The sequence below is a fragment of the Flagellimonas ulvae genome (assembly GCF_049333175.1).
Taxonomy (GTDB): Bacteria; Bacteroidota; Bacteroidia; order Flavobacteriales; family Flavobacteriaceae; genus Flagellimonas.
On the sequence record NZ_CP186325.1, the window covers coordinates 2,992,770 to 3,007,143 of the forward strand.

The window sequence follows — 14,374 nt, forward strand, 5'->3', positions numbered from 1 at the left end:
CTCTTCATTATAATAATATCATATGGCATTGTCCGAAAAGAACATACAGTACAATCGATTGCACAAATCAAGTTCCAAGTTCATGGATGAAGATTTTCTGCTTCAGAATGATTTTGCCAAGAGACTTTACCACGATTTTGCCAAACCTTTGCCCATTATTGATTACCACAATCACTTGCCTCCAGCGGAAATAGTTGATAACCATCAATATGCAAATTGCACCGAAGTTTGGCTAAAGGGAGACCACTACAAATGGCGAGCAATGCGCACATTGGGGATTGACGAGAAATACATTACTGGAGATGCCACTGATGAGGAAAAGTTTATGATGTGGGGAAAAACGGTTCCCTACACCCTTAGAAACCCGCTCTATCATTGGACGCATATGGAACTCCAAAGATATTTTGGTATTTCGGAGCTTCTTGATTCAAACAATGCAAAGCAGATATATGACTTGACTGGAGAGCTTCTTCAAGAAAAGGAGTTTAAGACAAAAGGGCTTTTGAAAAAAATGAATGTGGATGTGGTAGCAACCACTGACGACCCTATAGATGATCTAAGATATCATGCGAAATTTCAGAGGGAAGAGCCTACCCTAAAACTACTCCCATCCTTCAGGCCTGATAAGGCCTATGCGGTTGAAGAATCCAAAGAATATATTGATTATCTAACCCGGCTGAGTGAATGTGTTGATTACGAAATAAAGACATATTCGGATTTGGTTCAAGCGCTATATCAACGCATACTTTTTTTTACTGAACTAGGTTGTAAGAGCGCAGACCATGGATTGGAACAGTTTCACAACTTTGATTTAGGAGATTTTGATGCTTCCTTGCTCTTTCAACAACTTTTGAGTGGTAAACAGTTGTCCTATAAAGAGATAGCTTACTTCAAATTTGAGACCTTGGTCCATCTTAGTAGAAAATATGACGAGGTTGGATGGGTGCAGCAGTTTCATTTGGGTGCCTTACGCAATACCAATCAGAGAATGCTGTCCAAGCTTGGCCCTGATACGGGATTTGACAGTATCGGTGATTTTCAACAGGCCAGACCCCTTGCCAATTTTTTAAATCTTTTGGATAGTACCGATCAGTTGACCAAGACCATTATCTACAATTTAAACCCATCGGATAACGAAGTTTTTGCCAGTATGATAGGAAATTTTAATGACGGTAGCGTTAAAGGAAAAATGCAGTTTGGTTCTGCTTGGTGGTTCCTGGACCAAAAAGATGGCATGGAAAAGCAATTGAACAGCCTTTCCAACTTAGGCCTGTTAAGTTGTTTTATTGGTATGCTAACTGATTCAAGAAGTTTCTTGTCATTCCCAAGACACGAATACTTTCGTAGAATCTTGTGCAACCTTTTGGGGACCGATGTCCAAAATGGTGAGTTGCCAACTGATGAGAAGTGGTTGGGGAAAATCGTATCAGATATTTGCTACTATAATGCCAAAGACTACTTCGGATTTTGATTCATAGTTGACATGAAAAAACTAAATAGAAAAACGGTGCCTATGGTGCCAGAACGGCCCATTCGAATCATTCAATTTGGCGAAGGTAATTTTTTGAGAGGTTTTGTGGATTGGATGGTAGATATTCTTAATGAGAAAACCCATTTTAATGGGAACATTCAGATTGTTCAACCTCTACAAAAAGGAATGGGAGCATGGATTAATGAACAAGAGGGCCTTTACCATGTGTTACTTGAAGGCATAGAAAAAGGCATAAAAACCCAAACCACCAGGTTAATTACTTCCATTGAAGGTGTCTTGAATCCCTTTGAGAATTATCAGGCTTTTTTAGAACTCGCAGAAAACCCGGATTTAGAGTTTATCGTGTCCAACACTACCGAAGCGGGAATCGTTTTTGATGAAAAGGATGATAATCCAAAAACTCTTCCTAAAACGTTTCCCGGAAAACTTACTGCCTTGTTGCATCAACATTTTATCAGCTTTGATAGATATCCTCCAAAGGAATTAAAAATCCTTCCTTGTGAATTGATTGAAAAAAATGGAGATAAGCTCAAAGAATGCGTTCTGAAGTACATTGAACTTTGGAATTTATCAAAAGATTTTGTTCAGTGGGTTGAACGTAGTGTTATTTTCTATAACACCTTGGTTGACAGAATTGTTCCCGGTTTTCCGAAAGAAAATATTCAGGCTATTCAGGAGAAGCTGGACTATGAGGATAATCTTGTTGTAAAGGCCGAGCCTTTTCATTTATGGGTCATAGAAGGCCCTAAGAAACTTGAAGACCTTCTTCGATTTAAAGAAGCAGGGTTGAATGTAGTATTTACCAATGATTTGACTCCATTTAGAACCCGGAAGGTTCGGATTTTGAATGGTACGCACACAGCCATGGTGCCTATTGCTTATTTGAATGGTTTCAAAGAGGTACGAGAGGTTGTGGAGGACGAAAAGATGGCGAAATTTCTTGACCAAATCATTTTCAAGGAAATTATACCCACTCTGGATATGCCAAAAGAAGAACTTGAAACGTATGCGTATGAAGTATTGGAAAGGTTTAAAAACCCCTTTATAAAGCATAAGTTGTTGGATATTTCTCTGAATTCCATATCTAAGTTCAGAGTAAGGGTTTTGCCCAGTATTTTGAACTATTTAGAAAGTTACAAGCAGGTACCCGAAGGTCTGGCAGTTGCCTTCACTTACTTAATGGTGTTTTACAAAGGAGAACATGCATCCCAAAGTATTCCCATTAAAGATGACGAAACAGTTGCCTCTTTTTTCAAAGAGGCCTGGAGTTCTAAAGATGTGGAACTCACCATATCTCGAATTTTGTCAAATGAAGCCTTATGGGGGATAAACATGGAAAAAGAAGTATTGTTGACCAACTTTTTTAAAAAAAAAATAATGGCTATTACGAACGTTTAAGATTTACCTCATAATGCTAGAAAATTCTTCAAATACAAAAGTCCTGTAAAACGAACAGTTTGCGGCACTCGTACCAGTCACAAGGAATTCAGTTCTAATTGATAGGTATCAAGTATTTTGCTTGGTAAGGACTTAAGGTAAATTTGTGTAGTACTTAATTTATCGTGTCCAAGCATTGTAGATATAGCTTCCAAAGGAACTTTTTTGAACATGGCATGTGTTGCGAAACTATGTCTTGATACATAAGAGGTCAAACGTTCTTGGATACCACACTTTTTGGCTATTTCTTTAAGCCCAATATTATACCTTCTTAGTTCCCATTGGGCATCTTTGTACTGTAGCTCTAATGTGTCTCTATATATTATAGGTAATAAAAAACCAGATGGATTGGGATAATCCATATAGTATTTAATTATGGGTTTAATCTGATCGGTTATAACTATATCGTAGCGTTTACCTGTTTTTCGTCTTTGAAATTTGACACGGCCATCGATAATATTATCTCTTCTTAAAAATGCCATGTCAATAAAGGACATACCTAGCATTAGGTAGGAAAGTATAAAATAATTTCGATAGTGAAAATATCTGGAACCAACCTTGGTTTCCATTTCAAGAATTTTCTTGATACTTTCCAGTTTTATAGCCCTTTTCTCAGTAGGTTTTGTCCTAATTACATAGTGTTTAAAAGGATATAATGATTCATCCACCATTCCTTCTTTTATGCCTTTGTTATATATGGCTTTTATGGTTCTCATATAAGATGCAATGCCGTTGATTGAATTGTCAGGGTTTGATAAATGGTATCTTTCAAACCGTTTCAAGAATTCAAGATTTAGTTTATTGAATTTTAAATCTCTACCGCTGGTAAAGACCTTTAGTCTTCCAATAATCCCCGAATAATTTCTGGCTGTGCCGATTCGCTTTTCCTGAATAAGTTCTTCAACTTTTTGAAGGCCAAATTCATAGAAGGAGCTTAACCGTTTCCTATTTACTATTTTATCTGCTATATCTTTGGCAGTAAGTTTATCCAATTGGTTATTGTCGGCTAGTTTATTGATTACTTCTTGCGCTTTGATTTGTTTTTTTAATAAAAGGGTATTCATCAAGTGAACAGAATCAACATCTGGGAAATTTCTTTTTACTTTACATCTTTGATGGTCCCAGTATTCCTCGGGTACGTAATGCCCAGTTTTTATTGAAGTAGTTTTTCTAAAATGGGTTAGCCTTAAAATGATGGGAAAACATCCATTTTGAATCATTCTTCGAGTGTCCAAACTTAGTTTTATACTTGTGTTCATGAACATAAGTTATAAAAAAAATTGCACGCAATTTGCACGCAAAAAGTTGATTTCAATTGATTTTGTTTGACAACAAAATTTATTAAAACTATGATAATCAATAAAATACGCGAATTTTAAAATTTAATTGTGTCCTATTCGTGAACACTGTTAATCAGAGGGTCCTTGGTTCGAGCCCAAGAGGGGGAGCAGAGTAAACACAAGTCTTTCGAGAAATCGAGAGGCTTTTTTCATTTTTTTGTTTTGAGCCAACTGAAGAAAGGAAGGTTTAACTTTCTCAACATTTATTGATTATCGAATAAATATTATCATACTATTTTTGTGAATTCTGTCCCTTGAGAATACTTAGATGTTATAGTTTCATAATTCAATTATCCCAATGAAGGAGCAACTTGAATGCTTTATAAGATCCATTGTTACAAATCCCATTGAGGAAGAAATTAATGATATTCTAGGAATTTTTCATGAACGATATTATGACAAAGGAGAGATTTTCAAACATCAAGATAAAATCTGCACGGAGTTCGGTTATATTGTCGATGGAAGTCTTAGGCTTTATGTAGTTAAGGAAAATGGAGAGGAAATGACGGGTAGTATCATTTCAAAAAATAATTTAGTTACTGATTTTATCGGTGTTCGCACTAATGAAAAAACTCTTATTTCCATAGATGCCTTCGAGCCCACAAGTATGCTGGTGGCCTCAACGGAGAACAATAGAAAACTATTAGAGGTCAACATTACATATAATAGGTTTATCAGGGAACATCTTGCGGACCGGTCAATGCAACTTGCAAAAATGCATATGTTGTTTTTAGCGGGTAGCGCAAAAGAACGATATCTGTTTATTTTGGAAAACAATCCCAACCTTCTAAAAAAATTCCCACTTCGTTTTATCGCAAACATGATTGGAATTACTCCAACCCAACTAAGCCGAATAAGAAAAAAGAGTTAAGCATCTCATTTCTCAACATTTGTTGAGAAGTTTTGAAGCTTATGCAGTTATGTTTGCAACTAGAACACTAACTGCTTAATTGTGAATAAATTATTGCTAGGATCTCTTCTGTTTTTTGGGTTTAACCAAATAATCGCGCAAGCAGATACTCCAAAATTTTATCTCGGAGCATCGTACGGAACATCTTTTTCCCAAGGAGATTTTAAAGACACTGATATCAATAATCCAGACTCGGGGTTCGCAGATGATGGTGCCAAGTTGGACATTTACGGCGGCTTTTTTTTAAATGACAGAATAACGCTTTTGGGTACTTTTAGATATCAAACCTTTAATACGGAAATAGGAGACGTAATAGCAAGATTCAATGAAGATAATCCTGATGTAAATTTCTTTGGTAGCACAGAAGATTGGAGGGTGTATTATCTATTGCTTGGAGTGGCATACAAGGTGAATCTATCAAAAAAGTTTAGTTTTTACCCGCGGATTGGTATTGGGCCAATGGTGGTGCAGAACCCAGGTATTTCCATTAGTGCACCGGACTCTAACGTTACCCAAAGTTTTAATAGAAGCTCAGAAACAGGATTTGGCTTGGGTTTTGAAGCCGGGATTGGTTTTAGTACAAGCTTAGGGCGGCATTTTGCATTAATGCCAGCGTTTACATTTGGTGGAGGTTTCGCTAATATTAACGATGTGGTAAGTACTACAGACAATATATCCGTCACCGGCGACTATCAACCTACAGTCCTATCTTTCAATTTAGGACTATCTGTGGCGTACAGATTTTATTAATAGATAACGTAAAAAAGAATAAAAATGAAAACAGTAGTATTTGTTTTTCTATGTATTTTATTTTCAACCAATGTTGTAACAGGACAGAAATCAATTTTAGGTATTTGGGATACTACAAAAGGGACTACCCTTGTTGAAATTAAGGGAAGTGAAGGAAAAGTGATTTCCTCTGATAAACTTGAGGCTGGAACTTTGCTACTCAGGGATATTACTTCAGAAAATGGAAAATGGAAAGCCAAACTGTTCAATGTCAAAAAAAAGAAATGGTATGAAGCAGTATTGAAAAATGAGGATGAAAAACTTTTAATTACCGTCGGCGCTGGGCTTGTTGGAAAAACCATAGAGTGGACAAAAGTTTAATTAAGGAATATTCAGTAGACATTTATATTATGATTTTAGGACAGGGATTATTAAACCTTAAACAAAATGCATTTTGTTAAGCTTTCTCTGTAATCTTCCTAAAATAATTCATACTTTGTTTTGATTAGCAGTCAACCAACCTCAAAGTTAGATTCTGAATGGACTATTTTGTCATAACCAGTATCCTTGTTTTTTTATCCGCAGTCTTTGGTTATCTCAACCTTCGTTTCTTTAAACTTCCCAATACTATAGGGCTAACACTTATAACAATTCTTTTTACCCTTGCGGTTTTTGCCTTGAGCTATTTTGATGACACCTTACTGAAGGCAGAAAGGTTCATCATTTCTAAAATAGATTTTAAGGTGGTGCTTTTGGATGTTATGTTGAGCTTCTTGCTCTTTGCTGGGGCCTTACACACTGATTTACAAAAGCTGAAAGAACAACGTTGGCCTGTTTTGGTCTTTGCCACCTTTGGGGTTTTGGTCTCTACTTTTTTAGTGGGGACGGCCGTTTTTTACCTTTTACAGCTATTGGGGATACAAGTTGGTTTTATCTACTGCCTGCTTTTCGGGGCTTTGATATCACCTACGGACCCTATTGCTGTATTGGGGATTTTGAAAAAAGCAGGCGCTCCAAAAAAATTGGAAATTAAGATTGTTGGTGAATCCTTGTTTAACGATGGTGTTGGGGTAGTTGTGTTCTTGACCATTTTTGGACTGGCAAGTGGTTCCAATGGTTTTTCGTTGACAAATGTATTGGAGCTTTTTGTGGTTGAAGTTTTTGGAGGATTACTTTGGGGCCTCTTTTTAGGCTGGGTGACCTACTATTTCATGAAGCGGATTGATGATTACAATATTGAGGTCATTATTACTTTGGCCACTGTGATGTCTGGAACTATAATAGCTACGCATTTACATGTTTCCGCACCTTTGGCCATGGTAGTCGCTGGTTTAATGGTAGGCGGAAACAAAACCCGGGAACAGGCTATGTCAAAACTTACGGAAAGCTATGTTGATAAGTTTTGGGAACTGATAGATATCCTTTTGAACACTATTCTATTTGTCTTGATTGGAATGGAAATGTTGGTGCTCGAGTTGAATGCAACCTATATTTATGCTGGATTGCTGGCCATACCCATTGGTCTGGCCTGTCGATACATTTCATTGATTATTCCAGTGAAACTCTTTCAAAAACGACTGGATTTTGTACCCAATACAACACTTATAATGACCTGGGGAGGATTACGAGGAGCCATCTCAATAGCCTTAGCTTTGGGGCTCACAGAATCAATGGAAAGAGACCTATTCCTAGTAATTACTTATATCATTGTCATTTTTTCAATTTTGGTACAAGGGCTTACTGTTGAAAAGCTGATTGCTAAATTGAAATTAAACCCTGAAAGAAATGAATAACTGAACCTTGGGTCATTTTCAAATACCTATAAATGAAATTATTATATCGAACTAGAAAAGAGTATATGAAGTCTATCAAAATTTTTGTTGTCCTATTATGCTTCATGTCAAGTTTGTCCAACATCTTGGCCCAGGATAAAAAGACCTACAGAGTAGGAATCTTGGTAGATAGGGTAAATCCAGAACTATCCCCACTGATTGATAAGCTAATAAATGAAGTCAAAGCTGTTGTTGGCGAAGATGCCAATATTGTTTTTCCGGATTCCGGTCTATTGGTAAATAATTTCGATTTGGAAAGTGCTCGAAACAACTACAATCAATTCATTAATGGTGATATCGATATTATTTTGGCGTTTGGTGTAGTTAACAATGAGGTGATAAGCCCATTGGCAGTACATCAGAAACCTACCATTTTGTTTGGTGCCGTAAATAGGGATGTGCAACAATTAGATCTTTCAAAAACCAGTTCAGGAATAGAAAACTTCACCTATTTAATTGAATCAGAGTCGTACCAAGATGATTTAAATCGTTTTAAGGAGCTCAGTAATTTTAAGAACTTGGCAATTGCCATTGATGCACCCATAGCGAAAATTTTACCACTCAAAAAAGTATTTGATGCTGAGCTGGCTTCTTTGGATGCCAGTTATCGGTTGATTCCTTTTGAGTCGGTAGACGATATTGTAAACGACCTAGATGGTACGGATGCGCTCTATATGGCGGGCGGTTTTTTTATGACCACCGAAGAAAAACAAACTTTGATAGCCGAACTCATTGAACGGAAATTACCCTCTTTCACCGTTAATGGTCCTGCTGATGTAAGAAGAGGTTTTTTGGCCACCTTACAAGCCGAAGAGAATTTGGATCAGTTTTTTAGAAGAATCGCTTTAAATGTTGAAGCCTATGTCACCGGTACCTCAATGTCAGAATTACCGATATACATAGATTACAACCCTAGGTTAACGATAAACTATAATACCTCTGACGCGATTGGATTCCCAATCAAGTACAGTTTGATTGGAGAAACCGATTTTGTTGGCGAGTTTAAAAATGTACTGTCTGAAAAGGAATATGGTTTGCTAACTGTGATCAATCAGGCACTGGAACAAAACCTGTCGATACAATCCAATCAAAGGGATGTGGATTTGGCATCACAAGAGGTAAAATCGGCCAATAGCAATTATTTGCCATCACTTACCGCTTCGGGCTCAGCTACGTATGTGGACCCTGACTTAGCTGCCATAAGCAATGGACAAAATCCGGAGTTTTCCACTGGAGGAAACATTACCTTGAACCAGACTGTCTTCTCTGAAGCGGCCAACGCCAATATATCCATTCAAAAGAATTTACAGAAAGCCCAGCAAGAAGATTTCAATGCTTCTCAGTTGGATTTAATCTTTGACGCAGCCAATTCCTATTTTAATGTATTGATTCTAAAGGCGAATACACAAATTCAGGTACGCAATGTGGATTTGACCAAAAGGAACCTTGAGATAGCCGAACAGAATTTTGAGGCTGGACAATCTGGAAAATCTGATATGCTTCGTTTTCGAAGTGAAATGGCGCAGAATACCCAGGCTATGGTAGAGGCCATCAACCAATTGGAACAAGGGTTCCTGATTCTAAACCAAATTTTGAATAACCCTTCCAACTTGGAGATTGATGTAACCGACGTTGAATTGGATGAGGGTGTCTTTGAGGATTATAAATATGAAGAATTGTTCGGCCTGTTGGATAACCCAACCTTACGAGAAGCTTTTACCGACTTTTTGATTCAAGAAGCCTACAAAAATGCTCCCGAACTGAGGTCTTTGGGATACAGCCTTGAAGCTACTGAACGTAACATTCGACTGAACGGCTATGGTCGGTTTTTGCCAACAGTAGCCCTTCAAGGACAATATAACTCTACCTTTAATCGCTCAGGTGAAGGGAGTACGGTTCCCGAAGGCCTAGGGTTTGGTTTGGTGGATAATTCATATACCGCTGGAGCAAGCATCTCCATTCCCATAATTAACCAAAACTTGAATAATATAAATAGGCAAACGGCCCTTATTCAAAAGGATCAGTTGGAAATAAATCGGGATAATTTGGAATTGAACATTTCGGTAAACGTGCGAAATGGCGTGCTGAATTTGGTGAATCAAATGTCCAATATACAATTGTCAAAAATATCAGAGGAAACCGCTTCTGAGGCTCTTGAACTAACCCGAGCTTCATACTCGGAAGGTGCGGTAAATATTGTCCAACTACTGGATGCTCAAAACAACTATTTAAATGCGCAATTGGCCCGCACCAATGCGGTGTATAACTTTTTAATCAATGCACTGCAATTGGAGCGTTTTATGGGCTACTATTTTATACTGAATACAAAAGAAAAGAATGATGAATTCAGACAACGTTTTTTTGAATTTTTAAATGCGCAAAATTAATTGACCAAAAGAACCCGGAATATGAAAGTTACACATCAATTCGCTTTACTATTGGCCCTAGGCCTGATCTTAATTTCCTGTGGAAGTGAAGAAAAAAAGGAAGAAACCACCTTGCGACCTGTAAAGTATATGGAAATCGGCTTTTTGGGAGGTGAAGATTCAAGAACCTTTAGCGGAACCGCGAGGACTGATAAAATTATCAATCTGAGTTTTAGAAGCTCTGGCATCATTACTCAGTTTGATTTGAAGCTTGGCCAAAAAGTGAAAAAAGGGCAGCTGTTGGCTAAATTGGACAACGTCCAGGCCCGCTTGGCCTACGAACAATCCATAACACAGCTAAATAGTGCTGCTTCTCAAGTAAATACTGCGAAACTGAGCCTTAATCGTGTTCGCACGCTTTATGAAAAAGGGAGCACTTCGCTTAGTGATTTTGAAGCTGCCAAGAACTCCTTTAGAAGCGCTGAGGAAAGTTATAAATCTGCTAAACGCGGAGTGGAGATTCAGCAAGAACAGATTAATTATGGTTATATCTATGCGCCGGAAGATGGTACTATTGCATCCGTTTCCGCGGAAATTGATGAGAATGTTAGCCCTGGTCAAGCTGTTGCCGTTTTGAATTCGGGTACCGATATGGAAATTACCTTGGGTATTCCGGAAAGTATCATCAACGGAGTAAAACCTGATATAGATGTGGTTGTCGACTTTACCTCAATAGAAGAAGCCCAATTTAAAGGTCGAGTATCGGAAGTGGCTCCAGCTGTAGATGTTAATACATCAACCTATCCGGTTAGGGTCATCGTAACAAATCCTAGTGATGCCATAAGGAGTGGCATGGCGGCCAATGTGACTTTTGATTTTGGCAATTATGACTCTGCGAACAATGTATTGGTAGTGCCTCCCCATGCAGTTGGAGAGGATAGCAATGGACGTTTTGTATTTCTAGTTGAAGGTGAAGGGGAAACAGGGAAAGTGAAGAAACAGGGAGTAGAACTCGGTAATTTGACGGCACAAGGATTTGAAGTGACTTCAGGACTTTCTTCAGGGCAGCGAATAGCCGTGGCTGGCTTGCAAACCCTTTTGGATGGCCAAGAAGTAAGGTTGCAATAACAACACTATAACCGACCAGAATATGAATTTAGCCAAATTCTCCATCGATAAAAATCGCATCACCTTTATGGTGCTGGCAACTATCATTTTGTTGGGAATCAACATGTATTTTAGTTTATCCCAAGATAGTATGCCGCCGTATACGGTTCGTGTGGCAACTGTAGTTTCACAGTTTCCAGGTGCCAGCCCAGAACGGGTAGAGCAATTGGTCACTGATAAAATTGAAAAAGTGGCACAGGAACTTCCTGAGCTTAAAGAAGTGACCAGCACCTCTCGCACAGGCCTTTCCGTTGTAAGTGTTTCTTTAAAAGACGAAGTTTCCCCAGAAACTTTGCAATCGGTCTGGGACCGGTTGCGGAGAAAATTAGGTTCAATTCAAGGTCTCCCATCTGGGGTTACACCAAACTTAAATGATGATGGTATTGGAGACGTGTACGGTATTGTTGTAGGCTTAACATCGGATGGATTCAGTTATGCTGAAATGAAGGAATATGCTGATGATATCAAGGATGATTTAATTAAGCTTCCGGATGCTGCCAAAGTTGAACTGGGAGGTGTTCAAGAAGAACGCGTTTTTGTTGAGTTTGACAATACTAGGCTAAAAGAATATGGCCTATCTGCGTCTAAATTGCAACAAAATATTGGGGCAACAAACATTTTAAGCTCTGGAGGTCAAATCAATGTGGGGGATGAACGTATCATCTTGGAACCCACAGGAAACTTTGATTCCGTTGATGATATTCAAAACATGTTGATTCCTGTAGGCAACGGTTCTCAATTAGTAAAGTTGGGAGATATCACAAACGTGACAAAAGGCTATATAGACCCACCAAATCAAATTGTAAGTGTTGATGGAAAAGAAGCTATTACCATGCACGTCAACCTAAAAGAGGACAAAAATATCGTCTATCTGGGTGAAGCAGTGGATGTGATTGTAAACCAATGGCAAAAGCGATTACCGGTCGGTTTGGAATTGACAAGGGTCTCCTCTTTGGATAACTATATTGATGTAAAGGTCAGCGATTTTATGGTGAACCTGATCGAGTCCATTAGTATTGTATTGATAGTAATGCTTGTATTCTTAGGATTCCGGACTGGATTTGTCATTGCAAGTTTGATTCCGATTGTAACCATCATGACTTTAATGCTCATGGGTATCATTAACATGGGTCTTAACCAGGTTACCTTGGCAGCACTTATCATGGCATTAGGTATGTTGGTTGATAATGCCATCGTAGTAGCTGAAACCATTATGGTTAAATTGGAACAAGGGATTGAGAAGTATAAAGCTGCAATAGAGGCCTTTTCTGAGCTTTGGATGCCGTTATTGATTTCGACTTTGACTACTTCCGCAGCTTTTTTGGCTTTTTACCTTTCCCCAACTACTATGGGGGATATAGTGGGACCAATTTTTGTTGTAATTACTATTGCTTTAATGTCATCTTGGTTAATCGCTTTGACGGTCATAACCATGTTCTGCTATATGTTTCTCAAAGTAGCACCAAAGGGTGAAAAGAAACCAAGTTTGGTAGATAGAATTATCAACTCGGCCAAACGATATTATAAGGATTTGATTTTGCTAGCACTTCGACATAAGTACAAAGTCATTGTGGGTATTTTTTTAGCCTTCTTTCTTTCCTTATATGGTTTTGGTTACATTCCCTTTATCTTTTTCCCGGACAGTGACCGGAATATGGTTACCATTGATATCAACCTACCCGAAGGCAATAAGATTGAAAGCACCACCAAAGTAGTAAATCAGATAGAAGGCTTCATGGCCGATTCACTTAAAGTCAATACCGAAAGAGAAAAGGGAATTGTAAGTTGGTCCTCGTATATCGGCGAAGGACCGGAATCCTACGACTTGGGATATTCGCCAGATGAACCCAATTCCAACTATGCCCATATTTTGGTGAATACCACCACCTTTGAAGAGAACGCAGAGATGGTACGACGTTTGGATGCCTATGCCTTTCAAAACTTCCCTAATGCGGACATAAAAGTAGGTCTGTTGGGTTCTGGGGGAGGAGGCACTCCTATTGAAATTAAAGTTTCAGGACCAGAACCAGATGAACTAGCTAGCATTGCAGAAAGCGTTAAGCAAAAACTTTCTGGAGTTGCCTTTACTAAAAATGTAAAGGATGATTGGGGGCCAAAAAGTAAAAAGTTTTTAATTGAGATTGATCAAAATCGTGCTCAAAATGCAGGTATTACCAGCTCTGATATTGCCACATCTTTGCAGACCGTTTTAGACGGATTCCAAACAGGTGAATATAGGGAGGATGACAAATCCATTCCTATTTTAATGCGAAGCGGTGATAGCCAACAACAGACCTTAGCGTCTTTGGAAACCTTAAATATTTATTCTCAAAACAGTGGTAAAAGCGTACCCTTATTACAAGTTGCCTCTATAGTTCCAGCTTGGCAATATGCCAAAATCAAAAGACTGGATATAAAAAGAACGATAGTCATTAGCAGTGAATTGAGAGATGGAGGCAATGCGTCGGCAATTATGGCAGTGGTCAATCCATGGCTTGAAGAACAGATTAATGGGGTATGGCCAGAAGCGTATTCCTATCAATTAGGGGGTGATGCCAAGCAAACGGAAGAGAATATGGGGCCTATAATAGGCTATCTTCCTATTTCTGGATTCATAATCGTGCTGTTGCTCATAATCCAGTTCAATTCCGTTCGAAAAATGGCAATGGTTGTCCTGACCATTCCTCTCGGAATTATTGGTGTTGTGGTTGGTTTGTTGGTGTTTCAAGAGGCTTTTGGGTTTATGCCCTTTTTAGGAGTAATCTCGTTGGCGGGTATTGTGATTAATAATGCCATTGTGCTCATTGACCGTATGGAGGTTGAACTCGCGGCTGGGCGGAGTGACCAAGACTCCGTCATTGCAGCTTGTTTGCAACGTTTTCGACCCATATTACTATCCACATTCACTACCATTTTAGGTCTATTGCCACTCTACCTTTCAGGAGGGGAAATGTGGGAAGGTATGGCTGTAAGTATTATGATTGGGCTATTGTTTGGAACCATAATAACCTTACTTTTTATTCCATCACTTTATAGTGCCTTGTTTAAGGTAAACTACGAGGGGTATACTTTTAATGATGAGCTTTTAGAAGACTAAGCTT

General features: G+C 38.5%; 10 protein-coding genes. 9 read left to right on the plus strand and 1 reads right to left on the minus strand.

Translation table 11 applies throughout. The features are described 5' to 3' along the window. Positions 1-22: 22 nt before the first annotated feature. Positions 23-1,471, plus strand: a complete 1,449-nt coding sequence (gene uxaC / locus ACOKFD_RS13755) for a glucuronate isomerase (protein WP_422858435.1) — start codon at positions 23-25, stop codon at positions 1,469-1,471. 12 nt (positions 1,472-1,483) lie between these two features. Beyond that, the gene (locus tag ACOKFD_RS13760) at positions 1,484-2,890 is read left to right on the plus strand and encodes a tagaturonate reductase (protein ID WP_422858436.1); all 1,407 of its coding nucleotides are present in this window, start codon (positions 1,484-1,486) and stop codon (positions 2,888-2,890) included. Between the two features lie 77 nt (positions 2,891-2,967). Here the strand turns inward: ACOKFD_RS13760 and ACOKFD_RS13765 are convergent, their stop codons facing one another. Beyond that, a complete protein-coding gene (locus ACOKFD_RS13765; RefSeq protein WP_422858437.1) occupies positions 2,968-4,188 on the minus strand; it encodes a site-specific integrase in 1,221 nt (406 codons plus the stop codon). Between the two features lie 379 nt (positions 4,189-4,567). On the opposite strand from ACOKFD_RS13765, the gene ACOKFD_RS13770 reads away from it, so the two are divergent. The 7 genes from ACOKFD_RS13770 (at position 4,568) to ACOKFD_RS13800 (ending at position 14,370) form a co-directional block, all read left to right on the plus strand. Next, on the plus strand, positions 4,568-5,140 hold the full coding sequence (locus ACOKFD_RS13770) for a Crp/Fnr family transcriptional regulator (RefSeq protein WP_422858438.1): 573 nt from the start codon (positions 4,568-4,570) through the stop codon (positions 5,138-5,140). An 81-nt stretch (positions 5,141-5,221) separates the two neighbouring features. Next, positions 5,222-5,929 carry an outer membrane beta-barrel protein gene (locus tag ACOKFD_RS13775; protein ID WP_422858439.1) on the plus strand — a complete coding sequence of 236 codons (708 nt, stop codon included), beginning with the start codon at positions 5,222-5,224 and terminating at the stop codon, positions 5,927-5,929. A 24-nt stretch (positions 5,930-5,953) separates the two neighbouring features. Beyond that, complete coding sequence (locus ACOKFD_RS13780) at positions 5,954-6,289, plus strand: hypothetical protein (protein ID WP_422858440.1); 336 nt, start codon at positions 5,954-5,956, stop codon at positions 6,287-6,289. 158 nt (positions 6,290-6,447) lie between these two features. After that, complete coding sequence (locus ACOKFD_RS13785) at positions 6,448-7,701, plus strand: cation:proton antiporter (protein WP_422858441.1); 1,254 nt, start codon at positions 6,448-6,450, stop codon at positions 7,699-7,701. 32 nt (positions 7,702-7,733) lie between these two features. Beyond that, positions 7,734-10,127 carry a TolC family protein gene (locus ACOKFD_RS13790; protein ID WP_422858442.1) on the plus strand — a complete coding sequence of 798 codons (2,394 nt, stop codon included), beginning with the start codon at positions 7,734-7,736 and terminating at the stop codon, positions 10,125-10,127. A gap of 21 nt (positions 10,128-10,148) precedes the next feature. Then, positions 10,149-11,234, plus strand: coding sequence for an efflux RND transporter periplasmic adaptor subunit (locus ACOKFD_RS13795; protein ID WP_422858443.1), 1,086 nt, complete (start codon positions 10,149-10,151; stop codon positions 11,232-11,234). A gap of 22 nt (positions 11,235-11,256) precedes the next feature. Further along, positions 11,257-14,370 (plus strand): efflux RND transporter permease subunit, encoded by a 3,114-nt coding sequence (locus ACOKFD_RS13800; protein ID WP_422858444.1) that lies wholly within the window; start codon positions 11,257-11,259, stop codon positions 14,368-14,370. Positions 14,371-14,374: the final 4 nt, after the last annotated feature.

Excerpts from the sequence above, each read along its gene's own strand:
- uxaC (WP_422858435.1), top strand. The coding sequence starts at position 23 with ATGGCATTGTCCGAAAAGAACATACAGTACAATCGATTGCACAAATCA.
- ACOKFD_RS13760 (WP_422858436.1), top strand. The coding sequence starts at position 1,484 with ATGAAAAAACTAAATAGAAAAACGGTGCCTATGGTGCCAGAACGGCCC.
- ACOKFD_RS13765 (WP_422858437.1), bottom strand. The coding sequence starts at position 4,188 with ATGAACACAAGTATAAAACTAAGTTTGGACACTCGAAGAATGATTCAA.
- ACOKFD_RS13770 (WP_422858438.1), top strand. The coding sequence starts at position 4,568 with ATGAAGGAGCAACTTGAATGCTTTATAAGATCCATTGTTACAAATCCC.
- ACOKFD_RS13780 (WP_422858440.1), top strand. The coding sequence starts at position 5,954 with ATGAAAACAGTAGTATTTGTTTTTCTATGTATTTTATTTTCAACCAAT.
- ACOKFD_RS13785 (WP_422858441.1), top strand. The coding sequence starts at position 6,448 with ATGGACTATTTTGTCATAACCAGTATCCTTGTTTTTTTATCCGCAGTC.
- ACOKFD_RS13790 (WP_422858442.1), top strand. The coding sequence starts at position 7,734 with ATGAAATTATTATATCGAACTAGAAAAGAGTATATGAAGTCTATCAAA.
- ACOKFD_RS13795 (WP_422858443.1), top strand. The coding sequence starts at position 10,149 with ATGAAAGTTACACATCAATTCGCTTTACTATTGGCCCTAGGCCTGATC.
- ACOKFD_RS13800 (WP_422858444.1), top strand. The coding sequence starts at position 11,257 with ATGAATTTAGCCAAATTCTCCATCGATAAAAATCGCATCACCTTTATG.